Below are 22,490 nucleotides of genomic sequence, written 5' to 3'. Positions count from 1 at the left end.
TGGAAGCCCGATGGGTAGGATCGAAGAGTGCACGATCAGCTGATTATCCATGGCGCCCGCGAACATAACCTCAAGGACGTCGACCTCGAACTACCCCGAGACGCGATGATCGTCTTTACTGGGCTATCCGGTTCGGGCAAATCTTCCCTTGCTTTCGACACCATCTTCGCTGAAGGCCAGCGCCGATACGTTGAATCACTGTCGTCCTACGCGCGCCAATTCCTCGGCCAAATGGACAAACCAGATGTCGATTTCATTGAAGGGCTATCGCCGGCCGTGTCAATCGACCAAAAGTCCACGTCGCGTAACCCGCGTTCAACCGTCGGCACCATCACCGAGGTGCACGATTATCTGCGATTGTTGTACGCGCGCGCTGGCACTGCCCACTGTCCTCAATGCGGGGCTCAGATTCAGGCGCAGACGGCTCAGCAGATTGTTGACCGCGTTCGCACGATGGCTGATGGTACGAAGTTCCAGGTCTTGTCGCCGGTGGTGCGTGGCCGCAAGGGCGAATATCAGGATCTGATCGACGAACTGAAAACCAGCGGATACACGCGAGCCATCATCGACGGGGAGATGGTTCGTCTTGACTCCGCGCCGAAACTTGAACGCAAACTACGTCATACCATTGAGGTGGTCATTGATCGCCTTGTTGTGCGTGAAGGAATGCGCCAACGTCTCACAGACTCAGTAGAGACTGCGCTGCGATTGTCTGATGGACTGGTAGTCATTGACTGCGTGGACTTAGACGAGGATGATCCAGACCGGCGCCGACGCTATTCAGAAAAACGAGCTTGTCCCAATGACCATGTACTGACTTTGGAAGAGATCGAACCTCGAACCTTTTCTTTTAACGCTCCCTACGGCGCATGTCCAACCTGTTCGGGACTGGGGTCGAAGCTGGAAATCGATCCAGATTTGGTGGTCCCCGACGAGGAGCTGACCTTGGCGCAGGGGGCCGTCATCCCCTGGAACTCCAACTTCAAGTACCACAAGCGGCTCCTGGCGTCCCTGGGTAAAGAATTGGGATTCGACATCAACACCGCGTGGAAGGATCTGCCCGAAGAGGCTCGCGAAGCAATCCTGTACGGCAAGGACTATGAGGTCCAGGTCAAGTTCCGCAATAGGTGGGGGAGGGAACGGTCCTATACCACGGGTTTCGAGGGCGTCGTTAACTACATCGAACGCAAGAAAGAGGAAACTGAATCCGAAACGGTCAAGGACCGTATGGATGGGTATATGCGCGAGGTTCCTTGCCCGGAATGCAAGGGGGCTCGTCTGCGTCCCGAAGTTCTCGCTGTCACTATTGATGGACTGTCAATTGCCGCCCTATCCGACCTTTCAATTAGTCAGACCCGCGAGCACTTGACCGACCTGCAACTGGAAACGAGGGCAGCTTCGATCGCGGAGCCGATCCTCAAAGAAATCCATGCACGCCTCGACTTCCTCATTGACGTTGGATTGTCCTACCTGACTTTGTCACGTGGGGCTGGAACGCTCTCTGGTGGGGAGGCCCAGCGCATTAGGTTGGCAACCCAGATCGGCTCGGGTCTGGTGGGGGTTTTGTATGTCCTTGATGAGCCATCGATTGGCTTGCATCAGCGCGATAACCGCAAACTCATCGCCACCTTGAAGAGACTGCGAGACCTGGGTAATACCCTCATCGTTGTTGAGCACGACGAAGAAACTATGGAGGCTGCCGACTGGATCGTTGACATTGGTCCGGGAGCTGGCGAATCCGGTGGATGGGTGGTTCACTCAGGCACCCTGGAAGCACTCAAGAAGAATACGAAGTCGCTGACAGGCCAGTACCTGTCAGGCAAACGCGCAATCCGAACCCCAGCCACCCGTCGTGATGTGGACCCCGAACGTGTCATTACGGTTAACGGAGCCAGGGAACATAATCTGCAAGACGTCACCGTTTCTTTCCCTCTGGGATGTTTCGTAGCGGTCACCGGTGTTTCTGGCTCAGGTAAATCCACCCTCGTTAATCAGATTCTTTACCGTTCACTAGCTGCGCGACTCAACGGCGCACGCATGGTTCCCGGCCGCCACCGTTCAATCACAGGAACCGAGGACCTAGAAAAGGTCGTCCATGTCGACCAATCACCCATTGGCAGGACACCTCGTTCGAATCCGGCGACCTACACGGGCGTGTGGGATCAGATTCGCAAACTCTTTGCTGACACACAGGAGGCAAAGGTTCGTGGTTACGGTCCCGGGCGTTTCTCTTTCAATGTCAAGGGTGGGCGCTGTGAATCCTGTAAAGGTGATGGCACCCTCAAAATTGAGATGAACTTCCTTCCGGACGTGTATGTCCCGTGCGAGGTCTGCCATGGTGCCCGATACAATCGGGAAACTTTGGAAATCCTCTACAAGGGTAAGTCTGTGGCGGATGTTCTCAATATGCCCATCGCTGAGGCGGCGGAGTTCTTCGCTCCTATCGGGCGAATTGCACGTCACCTGAACACTCTCGTTGAGGTCGGGCTCGGTTATGTGCGCCTTGGACAGTCGGCAACAACGTTATCGGGAGGCGAAGCGCAGCGCGTCAAGCTCGCATCAGAACTTCAACGACGCTCATCTGGGCGCACAGTCTATGTGTTGGACGAACCGACTACCGGCTTGCATTCTGAGGACATTCGCAAGCTCCTCATGGTGTTGCAATCCTTGGCCGACAAGGGCAATTCGGTCATTGTTATCGAACACAACCTCGACGTCATTAAATCCGCCGACTGGATTATTGACATGGGACCCGAGGGCGGCGCTGGCGGCGGCACGGTGATCGCAGAAGGAACTCCCGAGCAGGTATGCGAGATCGAAAAATCCTTCACCGGTGCGTACCTCAAAGAAGCTTTCGAACGCGAACACAAGCTCATTGCTTCCGCAAGCTGACGTAGTAGCTACACAGACGCAAGATTGACAGTGCCTCGTAATACTTGGCTTTGCGCGCATCTCCTTGCAGCTACTTGCCGAAAGGACGAACGGAGAGTTCATCAATATTGGCGTCAGCTGGCAGGTCCACCGTCAAGCGGACGGTACGCGCAACGTCGGAAACATTGAGGTGAGCATCGGCATCGTAGTCGCGGCCCATGGCCACGTGCATGGACTTCTGCATATCTGTATCGATGCGACCCGGATGAATCGACGTGACCCGAACCCGGCCTCGTTCTTCTTCGCGTAGTACCTGCGTGTAACCCGTCAGCGCGAACTTGGATGCGCAATAGGACGCTGTACCCGAAAAACCTCGCAGGCCTGCCCCTGAGTTAATCATGATGATCTGTCCGTGCTGTGCCCTCAGTGCTGGCAGCAGCAGGGAGGTGAGTTGAGCGACCCCAACAACATTGAGAGACAAAGAATCAATCCAATGATTGCGGTCGAAACCATCGGCGTGATCAAGGTGGCATACGCCGGCATTATGAACGAGCAGATCCAAACGTCCGCTCGTGTCCTCGAGCATCGAAGCAACGGCGCGTTCGATATCCTTGCCGTCGGTCAGGTCAGCAACCAAGGCCGAAGCGTGGGGGAGTGTGGCTGCGACCTCATGAACAGAGGCGGCGCTTCGACCACCAATAACGACATGGAAATCCCGGCTCAGCTGATCAACAATGGCTCGTCCAAGGCCGCGTGAGCCTCCGGTAACGAGAGCCACCGGGCGCTTCGATACATCACTCACTCTTGGCAGCCGCCTCTCCCTCGGCATAAAGGGCGTCAATCTCAGAAGAAAAATCGCGGATAACAATATTGCGTTTGAGTTTCAAAGACGGAGTCATGTAACCGTTCTCAACTGTGAATTCGGCGTTGACGATGCGGTAGCGCCGAATTGACTCAGCCCGAGAAACCTGCTTATTTGCTCGGGCGATTGCCCGTTCCAAAGAGGCACGAATTTGCGGTAGTTCGGCTGCCGCAGCAGAGTCGACCACAGGCATACCATGAGTTTGCAGCCAGTTGGGTAACATCTCGGTGTCCAAGGTGATGAGAGCACCAATGTAGGGGCGGCCGTCTCCAACAACAACGACGTTGGCTACCAGGGGGTGTGTGGAGAGGGATTCTTCAAGGACTCCGGGAGACACATTCTTTCCTCCCGCCGTAATAATGAGTTCCTTCTTACGGCCGGTAATACGCAGGTGTCCAGTGTCATCAATGGATGCCAGGTCACCGGTCTTAAACCACCCATCAACAAAGGCCTTGGCGGTTTCTTCTGGCAGGTTGTGATAACCCGGGGAGACGTTGACGCCTTGCACGAGTAGCTCCCCGTCCTCGGCAATTTTCATCCGGTTACCCGGCCAAGGGAAGCCCACAGAATCAGGCGGGAAGTCCTCGGGCAGTTCAACTGCAATGGGGCCGGTCGTTTCCGACAATCCGTAGCCCTGCAGGAGCTCAATTCCCAGACCACGATAGAAGTCAGCCAAGTCAAGAGCCAGGGGAGCGCCTCCGCAGATGACCGTGCGCAGATTGGGGCCGAGAATTGCGCGAACCTTCTTGAGGACCAACGCATCGGCCACACCGTAGCGAACCTTCAAAAGGGCCGATGGGCCGGGTGAGGGAATGCCGGATGGGTCCGGAACTGGGACTGTATCGGGCAATACGCCACCCGTCTCGTCAGCTTCGACTAGGGATTCCACGTAAGCCGTTGACTTTGAGACCTGCCGAGATTGGCGAGCCGCCCAGGAGAACAACTTGCCTTTGAAACCGCCGCCAGCTTTTGCTGCGGCGGCGTTATAAACCTTTTCCAGAACGCGTGGCACAGCCAAGAGCATGGTGGGTTTGAAGGTCGCAATATCATCAACAAGATTACGAGTATCGGGGGAGAAAGCGATCACGCCATTGCCCGACAATACTGCGTACATCACAAAACGAGCTAAGACGTGGGCCACCGGAAGGAAGAGCAGGTTACGCGACTTCGTATCACCAATAATGAAGGGCAGAATGTCCCATGCTTGTATTGCTGTTTCAATGAAGTTGGCGTGAGTGAGGATGACGCCCTTGGGAATACCCGTAGTACCCGAGGTGTAGATAATGGTTGCCTGATCTTCAAGGCGAAGCGCTTCGACACGTTCGTCAATGACCTCTTGGCTGATCCCACGAGCAGCTTCGGCCACAATTCGTGCGGCTCCACGGTCTAATGACAAAACCAAGGTCGTCTGGTCGACTTTGACTGATTCAACGAGTTCAGCCTGCTGGCTTGTTGCTGTTAAGACAATACGGATATTGGCGTCGGTCAGAATATGTTGAATCTGTGCAGCCGAGTCGGTTTCGTAAATGGGGACGGTGATGGCTCCACACGACAGCGCAGCCATATCGAAGAGTGCCCATTCATACGAGGTTGGGGCCAAGATTGCCATGTGTTGGCCAGCCTGCAGGCCTAGACCCACAAGCCCTCGGGCAGTGTCATTGACATGGTCACGAAACCTATCAATGGTGATGGGTCTCCATGTTCCGACTTGATCGCGCTTTTCAATTGCGATCTGACCGGGATGCTCAGCTGCTCGATTACGGATCATCTTGGGCAGGTTCCAGTCGGACTGGGCTTTCCTGCCGGCCGAGGACTCCCAGGAACCATCAGCGAGTCTACGTACCGCCATCATGACGCCTTTCATTGCGAGGCCGCCGAGGCGCAGCCCCATCGAGGGTATCGGAAAGAATCAGCCCTTGCGGCGACGCTCCTTCGAAGTTGCCGATTCTCCTTCTTGGTAAAGTGCATCAATTTCGGCCGCATAGTCTGCCAACACTTTAGAGCGGCGCAGTTTCATTGACGGGGTGACGTAACCGTTTTCGACCGTAAATGTTGCGTTGATAATCCGATATCGTCGAATCGATTCAGCTCTGGATACCTGCTTATTTGCCCGCGCAATTGCACGGTCAAGTGATTGACGCACTTGCGGCAATTCCGCGGCTGCCACGGCGTCCACAATGGGCAAATTATGTCGAGTCAACCAGTCGGGCAACATATCGGGATCCAAAGTGAACAGAGCGCCAATATAGGGCCGGTTATCACCGACCACAATGACATTTGCTAGAAGAGGATGAGTAGACAAGGAATCCTCGAGGACGCCGGGGGAAACGTTCTTGCCCCCAGCGGTGACAATGAGTTCTTTCTTTCGTCCAGTGATTGTCAGGTGGCCTTTACGGTCAATAGAGCCCAGGTCACCGGTATGGAACCATCCGTCAGGCATCGCTTCTTCAGTTTGTTCAGGCAGGTGGTAGTAGCCGTCCATGACAGAGACTCCCTTGGCAAGGATCTCACCATCGCGAGCGATCTTCAGGGAGTTACCCGGCAGGACAGGGCCGACGGTCCCCACGGGGTTGGAATCGAGATGCTGGACTGCGATGGGGCCCGTGGTTTCGGAAAGACCATAGCCTTGCAAAAGGGTCAAGCCCATGCCCGAGAAGAAATGCGCGAGGTCAGTAGCTAGGGGAGCACCACCTGAAACAACGTATTTAAGGTTCGGGCCTAAGACAGCCCGAATCTTCTTGAGGGCAAGAGCATCGGCTGCACGGTGGCGCATACGAGTTGCTGGCGAGGGGCCGAGGACGGAGTGGCTTGCATGTGAATACTTACGGGACTGCTTGGCGGACCAGGAGAAGATCTTGCCTTTAATGCCGCCACCTGCTTTAGCTGCTGCAGCGTTATAGACCTTTTCCAGCACCCGCGGAACCACAAGAAGTACCGACGGTTTGAAGGACTGAATATCGGGTAAAAGATTCTTAATATCGGGCGAGAATCCAATGACTCCCTGTCCTGACAACACTGCGTGCATGACGAGGCGTGCGAGGACGTGGGCGACGGGCAAGAACAGCAGGATGCGAGTCTTTGGGGAGTCAATGACTTCCCCAAGAACTTGGCGAGCGCCCTCGGTGGTACCGACGAAATTCTTGTGCGTCAGGACGACGCCCTTGGGTACGCCTGTGGTACCGGAGGTGTAGATGACGGTGGCGATATCCTCGCTTGAAATATTGGCGCGTCGAGCTTCGACCTCGCACGGGTCGACGCGTTGCGCCGCTTGGGCAAGCGTCCGCATAGCTCCGCGATCCAATGGGTCGATTGAACGAACTTCGTCGGTGCGCACAGATTCGACGAGATCTGCTTGTTGACTCGTCGCAGTGAAAACCTGGACGACGTTGGCATCGGAGAGAATGTGTCGGATTTGGCTGGCAGAATCTGACTCGTAGATAGGAACGGTGATTGCGCCGACGGATAAAACGGCCAGATCCAGGAGAAGCCATTCGAAGGAGGTTGCCGCCAGGATTGCGACGGCTTCACCGGGTTGAATACCAATGCCAATGAGGCCGCGGGCGGTGTCTTCAACTTGACGCTGCAAGTCGGCTGCTGTTACAGACCGCGTTGTTCCAACTCCGGTGCGTTGCTCAATGGCTACCTGGGTGGGGCGGGCTGTTGCACGCTTGATGAGCATCGAGGGGATTGTGTCCACCTCGGACAGCTTGTACTTGAGTTCTTCGGTGTACGAACCGTCGCGCAGTCGCTTCACATCGGCCTCCTTGGCTGTGGAGTTGAAGAGTTTCAACTCTTGAATGGAATGACTCTATCCGGGGAATGTTCAGCCAGTGATCAGGCACGCGGAAAGCCGTGATCCCGGAATGAATCACATCCCGGGATCAGCAATGGAGTATCAGCACCTCACAGATCGTAGTAGAGCTGGTACTCGTAGGGGTGTGGATACATGCGCATGGGGGCAACCTCGTTGGCCTCTTTGTAATCGAGCCAGGTATTGATGAGGTCAGCGGTGAAGACATCACCCTCGGTCAAGAAGTCGTGGTCCGCACGTAAAGCGTCCAGAGCTGCTTCAAGGGAGGAGGGGAGCTTAGCGATGTCGTGATATTCGGCAGGGGGCAGTTCGTACAGGTCCTTGTCGATTGGAGCCGCAGGTTCAATCCTGCGTCGGATACCGTCAATTCCTGCCATGAGACATGCGGCAAAAGCAAGGTAGGGATTCGCCGAGGGATCGGGCACGCGGTACTCGACACGCTTGGCCTTTGGTGACGTACCTGTTACCGGAATGCGGATACATGCAGAGCGATTACGAGCCGAATAAACAAGGTTAATAGGGGCTTCGAAACCGGGGACAAGGCGCCTAAAAGAGTTCACTGATGGGTTAGTGAATGCCAAGAGTGCGGGTGCGTGAGCAAGTAACCCACCAATAAACCAGCGTGCGGTATCAGATAGGGAGCCGTAGCCGCGCTCGTCATAGAACAGAGGCTCACCTTCTTTCCACAGTGAGAAGTGAGTGTGCATTCCCGACCCGTTGTCACCGAAAAGGGGCTTGGGCATGAAAGTTGCGGAGTGGCCGAACTCGAGAGCCGTATTCTTGATGATGTACTTGAATTTCATCATGTCGTCAGCAGCCTTTTGCAAAGATGCAAAACGATAGTTGATCTCTTGCTGACCGCCGGCACCGACCTCGTGGTGAGCGCGTTCGATCTTGAGCCCCGATGCTGCGAGCTTGTGGACCATTTCATCGCGGACATCGCAGTAGATGTCATTGGGAGCAACAGGGAAGTACCCGCCCTTGATTGGCACCTTATAGCCCATATTGCCGCCTTCTTCCTTGCGGCCAGTGTTCCAGTAGGCCTCAGGGGAATCCACGGAGAAGAACGTCTCATTTGGGCTGACTTGGTAGCGCACATCGTCAAAGAGGTAGAACTCGGCTTCAGCGCCGATGAAACACTGATCGGCAATGCCCGTTGAACGTAGATATGCCTCGGCTTTGGCGGCAACTTGGCGGGGATCGCGAGAGAAAGGTTCGTCGGTAAAGGGATCAACGATAGAAAAGTTGATGACGAGGGTTTTAGCCACGCGGAAAGGATCAATGAAAGCTGAGCTGATGTCGGCTATGAGCTTCATGTCGGATTCGTGAATCTGCGTGAATCCGCGGATCGAGGATCCGTCGAACATGAGGCCGTCGTCAAGGGCTCCGTCAAGGAACTCATCGGCAGGGATGGTGAAGTGCTGCTGGACCCCTGGCACGTCACAGAATCGGACGTCGATAAATTCGACTCCTTCCTGGGCGATGAAAGCGGTGATCTCTTCGTTGGAAGTGAACATGAATGTCCTTTTTGGAACTCGTGATGGTCGACGGCCCGGCTCAAGGTCAAAACTACTTAAACCTGGGGCCAAGAACAGTATAGGCAGTGTGAGGGTCTAAAGAACTGAACCATCCGCGAAGTGGTAGGTGTCATGCACTCCACGTTAGGCTGGTCGTCATGGCAGATCCCGCAACATACAGGCCGGAAACCGGGCAGATTCCGACCTCGCCGGGCGTCTACCGCTTTATCGACGAACAAGGACGCGTGATCTACGTCGGCAAAGCGAAGAACCTGCGCAACCGACTCACTAACTATTTCCAAGACTTGTCAAACTTGCATCCTCGCACCCAGCAAATGGTCACCACTGCCTGTCAAGTTCAGTGGACAGTTGTCAATAGCGAGATCGAAGCCCTCACCCTCGAATTCACTTGGATCAAAGAATTCGATCCCAGATTCAACGTTATGTATAAGGACGACAAGTCCTACCCGTATCTGGCCATCACCATGAACGAGGACTACCCGCGAGCGCATGTCACGCGTCAATCGAAAAGACGCGGGACTCGTTACTTTGGACCCTATACGCAGGTGTGGGCGATCCGCGAAACCATCGATCAACTACTACGAGTATTCCCCGTTCGTACCTGCTCGGCGGGTGTCTTCCAGCGAGCCAAAGCTCAGGGGCGGCCGTGCCTGCTTGGCTACATCGATAAATGTTCGGCTCCTTGCGTGGATCGCATCAGCGAAGAAGACCACCGTGAATTGGCTGAGAATCTCTGCGAGTTCATGCAGGGCAGAACCGGTCCCTACATGCGCGACCTTGAAAAGAACATGGTCGAGGCTGCTCAGTCCTTGGACTTTGAACGTGCCGCGAAGCTACGCGACGACCTGGCAGCTTTGAAGAATGTTCTGGAGCGCAACGCTGTTGTCCTTGACGATGGAACGGACGCGGACGTGTTCGCCCTCGTCAGTGATGAACTTGATGCGGCGGTGCATGTTTTCCACGTGCGTGGGGGCCGGATCCGGGGCACGCGCGGCTGGGTTATCGACCGTGCGGATGACACGAACGAGGCCGGCCTCATGACCAAGCTGCTTGAGCAGGTGTATTCGGCTGTTCCCGCAGCGCCCCAGCCTTTGCGCGGCCGCCCTGCGGGGCAGTCTCGTGCAACCTCCGTAGACGATGTTGCTCATACTCCCACCGATGCTGTTCCGCGTGAGATTCTCGTGTCGGTGTCGCCTCAAGACAACGAGGTGATCGCCCAGTGGTTGACACAGCTGAGAGGAGCCAGGGTCAAGGTTTACGTACCTCAACGCGGGCCCAAGGCACATCTGATGGAAACCGTTGCTCAGAATGCTCGCCAAGCCCTCACGTTGCATCAGACCAAACGTGTTGGAGATTTGACGCAGCGATCTCAAGCTCTCGAAGAGTTAGCTCAAGAGTTGGACTTACCGGCGGCTCCACTGAGGATCGAATGCTACGACGTGTCCCACACGCAGGGAGAAAATCAAGTTGCGTCGATGGTGGTCTTCGAGGATGGTTTGCCTCGTAAAGATGCCTACCGCACCTACAATATTCGCGGTGTTGATGGCAATGGCACACCCGATGACACCTCTGCTATGGATGAGGTCTTGCGGCGCAGATTCTCACGTCTGTTGGCTGAAGAATCTGGGATGAGTGGCGAAGACGAGGACGGAGTTGCTTTTCAATCGGGTCCCGTGGACGCCACTACGGGCAGGCCTCGACGATTCTCTTATCGACCTGACTTGGTTGTTGTTGACGGAGGTCTTCCTCAGGTCAATGCTGCGCGTCGAGCCCTTGACGAAGTGGGAATGGACGTGCCGGTAGTGGGTTTAGCTAAACGACTCGAAGAAGTGTGGGTTCCGGGTGAGGAATTCCCCGTGATTCTTGCGCGTACGTCGCCTGGGTTATATCTGCTCCAATATCTACGCGATGAGTCGCACCGTTTTGCCATTACTAAGCATCGAAAACGACGTGCTCAAACCCAGACTCGATCCGTGCTCGATTCCATTCCCGGATTGGGGCCGTCACGTCAAGCCGCGTTGCTCAAAAAATTTGGGTCAGTCAAGCGTGTTCGGCAAGCCAGTGTTGAAGAAGTGGCACAAGTGCCGGGATTTGGTGAGAAACTTGCAGCGACCGTCTTGTCCTCGTTGAATCCCCAACCTACGGCCGAATCTGGCGAAGGAGATTGAGATGCCTGTCCCCACGACTTCCGTCGCTCTACCTGCTCGCGTTTTGCTGCTGGGTTCTGGAGAACTTGGCAAGGAACTGACGATCTCTTTGCAGAGATTAGGCTGCCACGTGATTGCAGTTGATTCTTATGCCGGGGCGCCAGCGATGCAGGTGGCTGACGATTTTCGCGTGCTCAATATGTCTGATGGGGATGCGTTGGAGGCCCTCCTTGACGAGGTCGAGATCGACCTCGTGGTGCCCGAGGTGGAGGCTATTGCCACCGATAGGCTCGCACGCTATGAAGCTGCAGGGCGAGCCCGTGTTGTCCCCAACGCTTTTAGCGTGCAGGCAACGATGGACCGTCAACAGATTCGCAGTTTGGCAGCATCACTAGAAGGTGTGACTACATCCAAGTTCCGATTTGCCTCAAGTGCGGATGAACTACGCGCTAGCCTGGAACACACGGGGCTACCTGCTTTTATTAAACCCACGATGTCTTCGTCGGGCCACGGGCAGTCGCGCATTGAGTCTGCCGATCAGGCACAGGCAGCGTGGGACGAGGCTATCGAGGGCGCGAGGTCCAATACCGGGCGCGTCATTGTTGAAGAGCAGATCAACTTCGACTCAGAGATCACTCTTTTGACAGTGCGTTGGTGGAATGACGAACGCCAACGGGTGGAAACGAGTTTCTGTGAACCGATCGGACATCGCCAAGTTGATGGGGACTATGTTGAGTCCTGGCAGCCGGCCCACGTCACAGATGCTGCGCTTCGCTCGTGCCAAGAGATGGCACGCATTGTGACCAGTGCGTTAGCTGAATCGGGAGCCGCACCTGCTTTAGGTCTCTTCGGGGTGGAGTTCTTCCTTCAAGAGGATCGGGCCTGGTTCTCAGAGCTTTCCCCCAGGCCGCACGACACGGGCATGGTCACTATGGCAACCCAGCGTCTGTCTGAGTTCGACCTCCATGCGCGCGCTATCCTCGGCCTGCCAATCGACACAACTTTGGCTCAACCCGGTGCTTCTGCGGTGGTCAAGTCAGATCAAGCTATTGAGGACGCCTGCTATCTGGGTGTGGCTCACGCAATGGCTGACGGGGCTGACGTGAGAATTTTTAATAAGCCCGTTTCACGTGCTGGTCGCAGACTCGCGGTTGCGATAAGTGTGGGTCGAGATATCGACGACGCCAGGAGGCTTGCCAATGAGGCCGCAGGACGCGTCAGTGTCGTCTCTGCTTCAGACGATGAGCAATCCGTAAAGATGGCATCCTTAGACCATGACTGACTCTGTGTCCCAAGCGCTATCTGACCCGACACCCCCGTCGGGTATCCCCATGCTCGATGCTGCGCCTGGTCCTCAGACTCCTGCGGTCAACGAGGTCCTCATTATTACTGGCCGGTCTGGGGCGGGAAGAACAGGCGCTGCGCGCGCCCTCGAAGACCTGGACTGGTACGTCGTTGACAATCTGCCGCCCTCGATGATTCCGGCCCTTGTTGGCATGATGTCGCCAGAGGGCGCAGGCGTACACCGTCTAGCGGTTGTTATTGACGTGAGATCACGCAGCTTCTTCGCTGATTTGGCTCAGACTCTTGACCAGCTCAAATCCGTGGGCGCCGCGTACCGTGTCATTTTCCTTGAAGCCGACAACCAGACTTTGGTGCGTCGCTATGAGTCGAGTCGCCGCCCCCACCCGATGCAGGGGGAGGGGACTCTCATGGATGGGATCTTGGCAGAGGAGTCTCTACTACAGCCCCTGCGTCGCACTGCAGACGAGATCATCGACACCTCTGCGATGAGCGTCCACGACCTGACTCGTCACATTCGTGATGTGATCGCAGGCGAAGGCAATCGGCCTCTTCAAATTACCGTTGAATCTTTCGGATTCAAGCACGGCATTCCACTCGACGCGGATCACGTTGTGGATGTGAGGTTCTTGAAAAACCCGTATTGGGTCGACGAATTGCGGCATCTGACGGGCAGAGATCAGCCGGTGGCTGACTATGTTCTCGACCAACCGGGTGCTCGCCAGTTCATCCTCGACTACGCTGACCTCCTGGCCCCAATGCTCAAGGGGTATCTTGCTGAGCTTAAGCCCTTCGCAACCATTGCTATTGGGTGTACGGGGGGCAAGCATCGTTCGGTAGCTTGCACGGAGCTCGTGGCATCGCGTCTGCGTGAACACGGCTACACGGTCAGAGTGGTCCACCGCGACATGGGGAGGGAATGATGGCGTATTTGGATGCGGCCGGCTGGGCTCAACGCGGAGACAACGGTCAATCCGTGGTTGCGCTGGGTGGAGGCCACGGCCTGTCGGCCACACTGCGGGCCTTGCGGCATATCACTCGTCATCTCACCGCAGTCGTCACCGTTGCTGATGATGGGGGATCTTCTGGCAGGCTCCGTCAGGAAATGAATGTTCTACCTCCCGGCGACCTGAGGATGGCTTTGGCCAGCCTATGTGAAGAAACCGAGTGGGGTCTGACTTGGCGTGACATCATGCAGCTGCGTTTGCGAACTGATGGCCCACTCAACGGGCACGCCCTCGGCAACCTGCTGATTTCCGGCTTCTGGCAACTCCTGGATGACCCGGTGGAAGGCTTGGACTGGATCGGTAGACTACTGGGTGCTTCCGGGCGTGTTCTACCGATGGCTATTGACCCAATCGATATCGAAGCCGACCTCGATGACAACGGTCGCCGCTACACGGTATCGGGCCAGTCGGAGGTCGCTGTCGCCCCGGGTACAGTTCAGCAAATTCGGATCCACCCAAGTGAACCCAAGGTGCCCTCGGCGGTTATTGAAGCCATTTCCGAGGCTGACTGGGTGGTATTGGGGCCAGGCTCTTGGTATACCTCGGTCATTCCGCATCTACTGGTCCCGCAAATGCACCGTGCACTGGTCACCACCGATGCTCACCGCGCCCTCGTCCTGAACCTATCTCGCCAACGCGGAGAGACTGACCGGATGACCACGGCGGACCACGTGAGGGTGTTGCGCGAATACGCCCCCGATCTCAAACTCGACGTGGTCATTGCTGACCCGACGGCCACCGATGACATAGATGATTTGATCGTTGCGGCCGAAGAACTCGGAGCGCGTGTCGTTTTGCGTCAGGTACGCACAGGAGATGGCGCTCCCCATCACGATCCGTTGCGCTTAGCTGCCGCCCTGCGTGATGCTTTCGACGGTTTTCTTGGCGAAGTGGGGAAAGCTGAAGCGTGGCTCTAACAATGACCGACAAGACTCAAGGGAAAAACACGTGTCTTTAACTTCCGACATGAAGGATGAGTTGGCCAGGACCCCTGTGACCACTCAGACCGAGATGGCCGCCGAAGTGGCCACCATCTTGCGTTTTGCAGGTGGCCTGCACTTGGTGTCGGGCAGAATCCTGATCGAGGCCGAGTTAGACTCTCCGGTCGCTGCGCGACGGCTGCGTGCATTCCTGCAGGCCCTCTATAACGCTGACTCGACGGTTGTAGTGGTTTCTGGAGGGTCACTGCGCCGCGGTAAACGCTACGTAGTACGTGTTGTTCATCAGGCTGATGAGTTGGCCAGGCTCACCGGTTTGGTTGATTCTCGGCGTCGGCCGGTTCGGGGGCTGCCGCCCACACTCGTGGCGTCGGGAACGGCCGAGGCCGCAGCCATTTGGCGAGGAGCTTTCCTAGCGAGAGGCTCTCTCATGGAGCCGGGGCGTTCATCGTCGCTGGAGGTGACGTGCCCGGGGCCGGAGGTGGCCCTGGCGATGGTCGGATGTGCGCGCAAACTTGGTGCGGGTGCACGTTCGAAAGAAGTACGAGGGGCCGATCGAGTTTCCGTGCGTGATTCGGAGGCTATTGGTGTCCTGATCGCAGCAATGGGAGCAAACGTCACCTATCAGGCGTGGCAAGAGCGGCGCGAACGGCGGGAGGCTCGAGGGTCTGCCAATCGACTCGCAAACTTCGACGATGCCAATTTGCGCAGGTCGGCTCGTGCGGCTGTAGCCGCGGGAGCTCGAGTTGAAAGAGCGTTTGAAATTCTGGGCGATGACGTTCCTGAACACCTGCTTGAAGCGGGCAAATTGCGTCTTGAATTCAAACAGGCATCCCTCGAAGAGCTTGGTAAACACACGGATCCCCCCTTGACGAAAGACGCTGTAGCTGGGCGTATCCGCAGGTTGTTGGCGATGGCTGATAAGACTGCACATGAGCGAGGTATTCCGGATACGGAGGCCGCGCTGACCCTAGAAATGCTGGATGAGGACTGAAGTCCCAAAATGGCCACGAGATTCTCCCCACGTCGCCATCGGCGAAATCGATGGTGCCAGCCGCGGCGCGGGGGTGTAGTTTAGAAGTGCTGGAACCGCAGAGATCTGCGGGCCGGGCTTGCATCCCGCAAGTTCCGGTTGCAACGATAATCCGTGCCCGTTCGTGGGCACGAGCAGGAGGACAATAGTGACCACCCGCGTTGGCATCAACGGCTTTGGCCGCATCGGCCGCAATTTCTTCCGCGCTGCTATTGAGCAGGGCGCCGACATCGAGATCGTCGCGGTCAACGACCTGACCGACACCAAGACTCTCGCCCACCTCCTCAAGTACGACTCGATCCTCGGTCGTTTCTCCGGTGAGGTTTCCTTCAATGACGAGTCCATCGTCGTCGACGGTAAGACCATCAAGGTCCTCGCTCAGCGCGATCCCAAGGATCTGCCCTGGGGCGACCTCGGCGTTGACGTCGTCGTCGAATCCACCGGTTTCTTCACTGATGGTGAGAAGGCCAAGTCGCACATTGACGCCGGCGCCAAGAAGGTCGTTATCTCCGCTCCTGCGAAGAACGTTGACGGCACCTTCGTCATGGGCGTGAACCAGGATGACTACGACAACGCCACGATGAACATCGTGTCCAACGCTTCCTGCACGACCAACTGCTTGGCCCCCCTGGCCAAGGTCCTGCACAAGGAATTTGGCATCGTCCGCGGCATCATGACCACGATCCACTCCTACACCGGTGACCAGCGCGTTCTCGACGCTCCTCACTCGGATCTGCGTCGCGCCCGCGCCGCCGCCCTGAACATGATCCCCACCAAGACCGGCGCTGCCCAGGCTGTCGCCCTGGTCCTGCCCGAGCTGGCCGGCAAGTTTGACGGTCTGGCTGTTCGCGTTCCCACCCCGACCGGCTCCCTGACCGACCTGACCTTCCAGGCTGAGAAGGAGGTCTCCGTCGAGGCCATCAAGGCTGCTGTTAAGGCCGCCGCCGAAGGCGAACTCAAGGGCATCCTCAAGTACACCGAGGATCCGATTGTTTCCACCGACATCGTTGGTGATCCGCACTCCTCAATCTTCGACGCCACCGAGACCAAGGTCATCGGTGACCTCGTCAAGGTCCTGTCCTGGTACGACAACGAGTGGGGCTACTCCAACCGCCTCGTCGAGCTGACCGCCCTGGTTGGTTCCAAGCTCGCCTGATCACCAGTTCTAGACTGTGAAGAGCTAAGAAGGACGCCCGCGTACCCGTTGGTGCGCGGGCGTCCCTCATCTTAATCACTCCTTTTCGGGCGTCAGCCCGCACACAACGAAAGGTAGGTTCCGTGAGGACCATCGAAACTCTGGGAGACCTGGCGGGCAAGCGCGTCCTGGTCCGTTCGGACTTCAACGTTCCGCTCGACGCCAACAAGAACATCACCGACGCTGGTCGCATTATCGCCGCCGTTCCCACCCTCAAGAAGCTGCTCGATGCTGGCGCCAAGGTCATCATCATGGCCCACCTGGGCCGCCCCAAGGGACAGGTCAATCCTGAATTCTCCCTCGCGCCCGTGGCCACCCGTCTCGCCGAAGAGACCGGAGTTAAGGTCACGCTTGCGCAGGACACTGTTGGCGAATCTGCGAAGGCCGTTGTTTCCGCCATGAATGATGGCGAAATCGTGCTGCTCGAAAATGTTCGCTTTAACGCCGCAGAGACCTCCAAGGATGACGCTGAGCGCGCCGGTTTCGCAGCTGAACTCGCCGCTCTGGCCGACGTATTTGTCTCTGACGGTTTCGGCGTTGTTCACCGCAAGCAGGCTTCGGTCTACGACGTTGCCAAGCTGCTGCCTAGCGCAGCCGGCCTGCTCGTCCAGAAAGAGATCGAGTCTTTGTCCAAGGCCGTCAACGACCCGGAGCGTCCCTACACCGTCGTGCTGGGCGGGTCTAAGGTCTCTGACAAGCTCGGCGTCATTGCGAACCTGCTGTCTAAGGCTGACCGTCTGATCATCGGTGGTGGAATGGGCTTCACCTTCCTGGCTGCCAAGGGCTACGAGGTCGGAACATCGTTGCTCGAAAAGGACCAGATTGACACCGTCAAGGGATACATGGAGACGGCTGCAGAACGCGGCGTTGAACTCCTGATTCCTGTTGACGTTGTCGCGGCTCCCACCTTCGCAGCCGATGCGCCGACCACCATCGTTGACGCGGATTCGATTCCCGCCGACCAGATGGGTCTCGATATCGGCCCCAAGACGCGGGCTCTGTACGCTGGCGCAATTGCCGATTCAAAGACTGTCGTCTGGAACGGCCCGATGGGCGTCTTTGAATTCCCCGCATTTGCCGAAGGCACCAAGGCTGTCGCCGATGCACTGTCCAAGGGCGACGCTTTCAGCGTCATTGGCGGCGGTGACTCCGCTGCGGCCGTGCGCACCCTGGGCTTCGACGAATCCACCTTCTCTCATATTTCCACCGGCGGCGGCGCCTCCCTCGAACTCCTCGAGGGTAAGGTTCTGCCCGGCATCGCAGTTCTGGAGGACTGAAAATGGCACGCACTCCCTTAATGGCAGGCAACTGGAAGATGAACCTTGACCACCTCGAGGCCAATCACCTGATCCAGGGCATCGCCATGGCTCTGAAGGACAACAACCACGACTACGCTAAGTGCGAGGTCGTTGTGTTCCCTCCCTTCACAGATATTCGTACCGTCCAGACCATCGTTGATGCCGACGAACTCGGCATCAAGTACGGCGCTCAGGACGTGTCGATCCATGACAACGGTGCCTACACCGGCGAAATCTCGACGGCTATGCTCGATAAGCTTGGCTGTTCCTACGCTCTCATGGGTCACTCCGAACGTCGCGAGTACCACGGTGAATCCGATCAGCTTGTTGGTGAGAAGGCCAAGAAGGTTTTCGACGCGGGGCTGACACCGGTGCTGTGCTGTGGCGAGGCTCTGGAGATCCGTAAGGCCGGCACTCATGTTGAGTTCGTCCTGGGTCAGATTCGTGCGGCTCTGGAAGGTTGGAAGGCCGAGGACGTTGCCAAGATCGTCATAGCCTACGAACCCATCTGGGCAATTGGCACGGGCGAAACCGCTACCTCTGCGGATGCTCAGGAAGTCTGCGGAGCGATCCGTCAGGCCCTGCGCCAGGACTTCGGTGACGAGGCCGCCGAGGCAACCCGCATCCTGTACGGCGGCTCTGCTAACCCCGGCAATATCAAGGAACTCATGGATCAGGCTGACATTGATGGCGCGCTTATCGGCGGTGCCTCTCTCAAGGCCGAATCCTTCTCCGAGATGGCTAACTTCTACGCCTGAATGGTAGTTTGACTGACGAGTTGGTGGGGGCCAACCGGCACGCCGGTTGGCCCCCACTACCGTTAAGAGATTAGACTTTCTCAAGATCAACCGGTGCGTAACAAATTGAGCGTGTCGGTGCCCACGACCGAAGAAGAAAACGGACTGACAGTGACTGCTCTGAAGATCACCCTGCTCGTGCTCATCGCCTTGACGAGCATCCTGCTGACCCTCACCGTGCTCATGCACCGTGGACGTGGAGGCGGCCTGTCCGACATGTTCGGTGGAGGAATCTCTTCAACAGCCGGGTCTTCAGGTGTGGCCGAGCGCAACCTCAATCGCATTACCCTCGGGGTACTTATCATCTGGGTAGCCTGCATCGTTGGCTACGGTCTGCTCCAGCGCTGGGTTTTCTAGTTACTTCCTCGAGGGACGCCCAAAACTCCCGCGAAGGACGCACAACTCTGTTGCAGGACCTCAATACCTTTCACGCGAGTTCAGAACGATCTGCGAAGCAGCGTCCTCATCCAGCCACAGCTTGGACTGTTCACCCAATACGCCAGCGACCGGAAACTTTTCAGCCGACGCTCCGGATAATGCCTCGGCTATTGCCAGCGCTTTGGCACTACCGCAAGATCCAATCCAAATCGTTTGAGCCATCTGCAAGACCTCCATCGATAATGAAAGCCTGACGGGTGGGGGCTTAGGGGAGTCCGTCACAGGTAAAACCGAGGGACAAAGGCCCCCAGCACACCGCTGCTCACCGGGAAATAATGAGGCAATGTGGCCATCAGGCCCCATTCCAATAAGAGCAAAATCAATGGCTCGGTTCCCCATTTCGTGATCCCAGTAGGACGCACAAGTCGCTGCCGCCTGGTCTACCGATACCCCTGAATCACTTGACGGCATCCGCATGAGCGCAACTTCAGGTACGTGGTGGAAAAGCGCATCAACAGCTTGGTCGTCATTACGATCTGAATGCCCCGAAGGCACGTAGCGTTCATCAACCCACCACACACGGATCTTCTTCCAATCGACCTCGTCAATCCGCGCCGCCATCAATGGCAAAACTTTCTCAGTGATGAAACCTCCGCTCACTGCCCATTCGACTTGTTGCTTCGTCGAGGTCAGTTCGACTAACTTGTCCACAGATGCATTGGCTAGTTCTTGGGCAGTGCGCGAAGCATCAGGGAACACGCGAATGGATGTCATGTCAGTTCTCCGAATCCGCTAGGCCGTCGAGGACATGATCTCGTGCCAAGTCGGGAAGAACCTCGGTAAGGATCTGGCCGTAGTATCGGTCGGCGTTGAGTCGACGCAGTTCCTCCATGAGGCAGTCGCGGGTGTGACGGCGAGGTAGGTTCACAGGAGCGGGGTCGACATTGGGGCGGCTTAGAGTTGCCACCGAGGAATCGGCTGCCCTGACCAGACTCACTTCATCGCCGTTATCGAAGTGGAAAAAGACGCCTGTGACGGTCTTAGCCTTCGGGTCTGATTCTTGAACGACCTCAATCCCGAGTTGCCGGTGAAGCCAAGCTGCGATGAGGAAAGATGAGGGGTGAGTTGAGTGGCCTCGGACGAGGACGGATTGGGGTAGCCGGTCGAATTGAGAGGCAACGGAAGTGAGCAGGGCTCGCCAAAGCGTAATGCCTGACCAGCTCAGGTCGGTGTCTCCATCCTGATAGACCGTTGACAAGGCTGCCAGAGTGTCAAGAGGACAGTCAGTTTCACGGGTGTCGGTAATCCTTCTGCCTGCGATCGTTCCAAGAGGATGTTTGGCTGGATCTGTGGGTGGAACACCTGGCCAGTACGCGACAACCGGTGTATCCGATAGGAGCAGAGGCATGACGAGCAAGTCGAGGTCCTGGGTTGCGCCTCCTTTGGGGTTAAGAACGACGACCTCAGATGCTCCAGCCGATTCCCCCACACGGAGTTGCGCGTCCAGGCGAGCGGCCGCCTCGGGATTAGCCTCTGGATCGTCCACAACGACAATGACGCGACAAGGATGTTCACGAGATGCCGCATCTGATATTTCGATGGCAGCGTCGACGTCGATGATGTTGCCAACGATGACGATGAGCGTCATGACACGGCCAAGAGCAGATGCTCCGCGTTCGTCGCGTTCTTCGACCAGCCTGCTTGCAATCTGCGAGGACATTGTGTCTTTGAGGGTGATGATCATGGGAGCCTCCAACTGCGTCCATCGCGGGCGAGCATCTCTTGTGACGATGCCGGGCCCCACGAACCTGGACGGTAAGGATCTGGGCGGCCGGCTGAAGCCCAATGTTCCAGAATGGGATCGAGGATTTGCCAGCTGAGCTCGACTTCGCGCTGGTGGGGGAAGAGGGGAGCAGAACCGACGAGGGCGTCCAAGATCAGACGCTCATAAGCCTCCGGCGAGTCCTCAGTGAAAGCATGACCGTAGCCGAAGTCCATGGTGACGTCACGGATCTGCATTTCTGTTCCGGGCACTTTGGCGCCGAATTTAATGGTCATTCCTTCATCGGGTTGGACACGAATCACTAGGACATTCTGTCCAGATTCGGTGACCTCAGAGTTTTCGAAGGGGACGTGGGCCGCACGTTTGAAGACCACGGCGATTTCAGTAACGCGCTTTGCCAGACGTTTTCCGGCGCGAAGATAGAAAGGAACTCCAGCCCAACGCCTGGTGTCAACGAAGAGCTTGATGGCCGCGTAGGTGTCGGTTACCGAGTCAGCGGGGATGCTGTCTTCTTCGAGGAAACCGCGTACTTGAGTTCCACCCTGTGAACCTGATGTGTATTGGCCGAACACCGTGGTGGCTGACAGGTCTTCTCCCAAGCGAACAGCTGAGAGGACTTTCTCTTTCTCGGCTCGGATGGCTTCCTGTGTGAATCGCACGGGTTCTTCCATGGCTGTCAGCGCGAGAAGCTGAAGGAGGTGGTTTTGGATGACGTCTCTGGCGGCGCCAATACCGTCGTAGTATCCGGCGCGGGTGCCAATGCCGATATCTTCGGCCATGGTGATTTGGATGTGATCGACGTAGTTTGCCTTCCACAGCGGCTCAAACATGGTGTTGGAAAAACGCATTGCCATAATGTTTTGGACGGTTTCTTTGCCCAAATAGTGGTCAATGCGGAAGACGTCGTCCTCGTCAAAAACGCGGGAGACAACTTTGGACAACTCAATAGCTGACTCGAGGTTGTGTCCAAACGGTTTTTCGATGATGACTCGGCGAAACTCGTTGCCATGGCGTTGGTTCAAGCCGGTAGCGGCGAGTTGCTCGCACACTTCTGGGAACCACGAGGGCGGAATAGAGAGGTAGAACGCGTGGTTTCCGCCGGTGCCACGCGACTTGTCGAGTTCAGCTACGGTCTCGGCGAGGCGACCGTAAGCGGCCGGGTCATCAAAGGTGCCCGACACGAAGCGCAGCCCTGCACGAAGCTGATTCCAGGTGCGTTCGTTAAAACCGGTTCGGGTGTGTTTTTCGATGGACGTACGGATGTAATCCTCAAAGTCCTGGGTTGACCAGTCACGCCGCGCGAATCCAGTTAACGCGAAGGCCGGACTGAGCAAGCCGCGATTGGCGAGGTCGTAGATGGCGGGCACGAGCTTCTTGCGCGCTAGATCGCCGGTGATACCGAAGATCACGAGGCCGCACGGCGGGGCGATACGGGGAAGTCGACGGTCGTCAGGGTCTTTGAGACCGGCAAGGGGTGAGTGCACGTCTTTCCTTCTCTAATACCGAGGGCCGCAGGAACTGCTTGAGTTC

17 protein-coding genes are annotated in these 22,490 nt (G+C 56.9%); 10 read left to right on the top strand and 7 right to left on the bottom strand.

Features of this window, described 5'->3' with window-relative positions; genetic code table 11:
- Window positions 1-27: 27 nt before the first annotated feature.
- Window positions 28-2,892, top strand: coding sequence for an excinuclease ABC subunit UvrA (gene uvrA / locus G439_RS0103680; protein ID WP_022867839.1), 2,865 nt, complete (start codon window positions 28-30; stop codon window positions 2,890-2,892).
- A gap of 70 nt (window positions 2,893-2,962) precedes the next feature.
- Here uvrA and G439_RS0103675 read toward each other — a convergent pair whose 3' ends face one another.
- From G439_RS0103675 to glnA, 4 genes are all read right to left on the bottom strand, one after another.
- Window positions 2,963-3,673, bottom strand: a complete 711-nt coding sequence (locus G439_RS0103675) for an SDR family oxidoreductase (RefSeq protein ID WP_022867838.1) — start codon at window positions 3,671-3,673, stop codon at window positions 2,963-2,965.
- A complete protein-coding gene (locus tag G439_RS0103670) occupies window positions 3,666-5,582 on the bottom strand; it encodes an AMP-dependent synthetase/ligase (RefSeq protein WP_026459357.1) in 1,917 nt (638 codons plus the stop codon). Before G439_RS0103670 ends, G439_RS0103675 begins: the two co-directional genes overlap by 8 nt.
- Before the next feature lie 60 nt (window positions 5,583-5,642).
- Window positions 5,643-7,487, bottom strand: coding sequence for an AMP-dependent synthetase/ligase (locus G439_RS0103665; RefSeq protein WP_022867836.1), 1,845 nt, complete (start codon window positions 7,485-7,487; stop codon window positions 5,643-5,645).
- Window positions 7,488-7,636: 149 nt separating this feature from the next.
- Window positions 7,637-9,061, bottom strand: coding sequence for a type I glutamate--ammonia ligase (gene glnA / locus G439_RS0103660; RefSeq protein ID WP_022867835.1), 1,425 nt, complete (start codon window positions 9,059-9,061; stop codon window positions 7,637-7,639).
- Between the two features lie 158 nt (window positions 9,062-9,219).
- Here glnA and uvrC point away from each other — a divergent pair, with 158 nt between their 5' ends.
- The 9 genes from uvrC to secG all read left to right on the top strand — a co-directional run bounded on the left by uvrC (window position 9,220) and on the right by secG (window position 19,156).
- The gene (gene uvrC / locus G439_RS0103655) at window positions 9,220-11,250 is read left to right on the top strand and encodes an excinuclease ABC subunit UvrC (protein WP_022867834.1); all 2,031 of its coding nucleotides are present in this window, start codon (window positions 9,220-9,222) and stop codon (window positions 11,248-11,250) included.
- A gap of 1 nt (window position 11,251) precedes the next feature.
- On the top strand, window positions 11,252-12,511 hold the full coding sequence (gene purT / locus G439_RS0103650) for a formate-dependent phosphoribosylglycinamide formyltransferase (protein ID WP_022867833.1): 1,260 nt from the start codon (window positions 11,252-11,254) through the stop codon (window positions 12,509-12,511).
- On the top strand, window positions 12,504-13,454 hold the full coding sequence (rapZ, locus tag G439_RS0103645; protein WP_022867832.1) for an RNase adapter RapZ: 951 nt from the start codon (window positions 12,504-12,506) through the stop codon (window positions 13,452-13,454). The genes purT and rapZ overlap by 8 nt, the downstream gene beginning before the upstream one ends.
- Window positions 13,454-14,455 carry a gluconeogenesis factor YvcK family protein gene (locus G439_RS0103640; RefSeq protein WP_026459355.1) on the top strand — a complete coding sequence of 334 codons (1,002 nt, stop codon included), beginning with the start codon at window positions 13,454-13,456 and terminating at the stop codon, window positions 14,453-14,455. The genes rapZ and G439_RS0103640 overlap by 1 nt, the downstream gene beginning before the upstream one ends.
- Before the next feature lie 31 nt (window positions 14,456-14,486).
- Complete coding sequence (whiA, locus tag G439_RS0103635; protein WP_026459354.1) at window positions 14,487-15,470, top strand: DNA-binding protein WhiA; 984 nt, start codon at window positions 14,487-14,489, stop codon at window positions 15,468-15,470.
- Between the two features lie 187 nt (window positions 15,471-15,657).
- Window positions 15,658-16,665, top strand: a complete 1,008-nt coding sequence (gene gap / locus G439_RS0103630; RefSeq protein ID WP_022867829.1) for a type I glyceraldehyde-3-phosphate dehydrogenase — start codon at window positions 15,658-15,660, stop codon at window positions 16,663-16,665.
- A gap of 122 nt (window positions 16,666-16,787) precedes the next feature.
- Window positions 16,788-17,981, top strand: coding sequence for a phosphoglycerate kinase (locus G439_RS0103625; RefSeq protein ID WP_022867828.1), 1,194 nt, complete (start codon window positions 16,788-16,790; stop codon window positions 17,979-17,981).
- A 2-nt stretch (window positions 17,982-17,983) separates the two neighbouring features.
- Window positions 17,984-18,760 carry a triose-phosphate isomerase gene (tpiA, locus tag G439_RS0103620; protein ID WP_022867827.1) on the top strand — a complete coding sequence of 259 codons (777 nt, stop codon included), beginning with the start codon at window positions 17,984-17,986 and terminating at the stop codon, window positions 18,758-18,760.
- Between the two features lie 150 nt (window positions 18,761-18,910).
- Window positions 18,911-19,156 carry a preprotein translocase subunit SecG gene (gene secG, locus G439_RS0103615; protein WP_026459353.1) on the top strand — a complete coding sequence of 82 codons (246 nt, stop codon included), beginning with the start codon at window positions 18,911-18,913 and terminating at the stop codon, window positions 19,154-19,156.
- A 60-nt stretch (window positions 19,157-19,216) separates the two neighbouring features.
- On the opposite strand, the gene pgl is transcribed toward secG, so the two are convergent.
- From pgl to zwf, 3 genes are read right to left on the bottom strand one after another with little or no spacing between them, the layout of a single operon-like run.
- Window positions 19,217-19,951, bottom strand: a complete 735-nt coding sequence (pgl, locus tag G439_RS0103610; protein ID WP_022867825.1) for a 6-phosphogluconolactonase — start codon at window positions 19,949-19,951, stop codon at window positions 19,217-19,219.
- 1 nt (window position 19,952) lies between these two features.
- Window positions 19,953-20,921: a glucose-6-phosphate dehydrogenase assembly protein OpcA gene (locus G439_RS11050; RefSeq protein ID WP_051125688.1), complete on the bottom strand. Its 969-nt coding sequence runs from the start codon at window positions 20,919-20,921 to the stop codon at window positions 19,953-19,955.
- A complete protein-coding gene (zwf, locus tag G439_RS0103600; protein ID WP_022867823.1) occupies window positions 20,918-22,444 on the bottom strand; it encodes a glucose-6-phosphate dehydrogenase in 1,527 nt (508 codons plus the stop codon). The genes G439_RS11050 and zwf overlap by 4 nt, the downstream gene beginning before the upstream one ends.
- Between the last annotated feature and the right edge of the window lie 46 nt (window positions 22,445-22,490).

This window comes from Schaalia vaccimaxillae DSM 15804, assembly GCF_000420425.1.
Classification (GTDB): domain Bacteria; phylum Actinomycetota; class Actinomycetes; order Actinomycetales; family Actinomycetaceae; genus Pauljensenia; species Pauljensenia vaccimaxillae.
Note: the sequence above shows the minus strand (reverse complement) of the source record. Positions and strands in the feature narration are given on the sequence as shown.

What these genes read in the sequence shown, in the direction of transcription:
- G439_RS0103670 (WP_026459357.1), bottom strand. Translation starts at nt 5,582, where the DNA reads ATGGCGGTACGTAGACTCGCTGATGGTTCCTGGGAGTCCTCGGCCGGC.
- glnA (WP_022867835.1), bottom strand. Translation starts at nt 9,061, where the DNA reads ATGTTCACTTCCAACGAAGAGATCACCGCTTTCATCGCCCAGGAAGGA.
- uvrC (WP_022867834.1), top strand. Translation starts at nt 9,220, where the DNA reads ATGGCAGATCCCGCAACATACAGGCCGGAAACCGGGCAGATTCCGACC.
- purT (WP_022867833.1), top strand. Translation starts at nt 11,252, where the DNA reads ATGCCTGTCCCCACGACTTCCGTCGCTCTACCTGCTCGCGTTTTGCTG.
- rapZ (WP_022867832.1), top strand. Translation starts at nt 12,504, where the DNA reads ATGACTGACTCTGTGTCCCAAGCGCTATCTGACCCGACACCCCCGTCG.
- G439_RS0103640 (WP_026459355.1), top strand. Translation starts at nt 13,454, where the DNA reads ATGGCGTATTTGGATGCGGCCGGCTGGGCTCAACGCGGAGACAACGGT.
- tpiA (WP_022867827.1), top strand. Translation starts at nt 17,984, where the DNA reads ATGGCACGCACTCCCTTAATGGCAGGCAACTGGAAGATGAACCTTGAC.
- pgl (WP_022867825.1), bottom strand. Translation starts at nt 19,951, where the DNA reads ATGACATCCATTCGCGTGTTCCCTGATGCTTCGCGCACTGCCCAAGAA.
- G439_RS11050 (WP_051125688.1), bottom strand. Translation starts at nt 20,921, where the DNA reads ATGATCATCACCCTCAAAGACACAATGTCCTCGCAGATTGCAAGCAGG.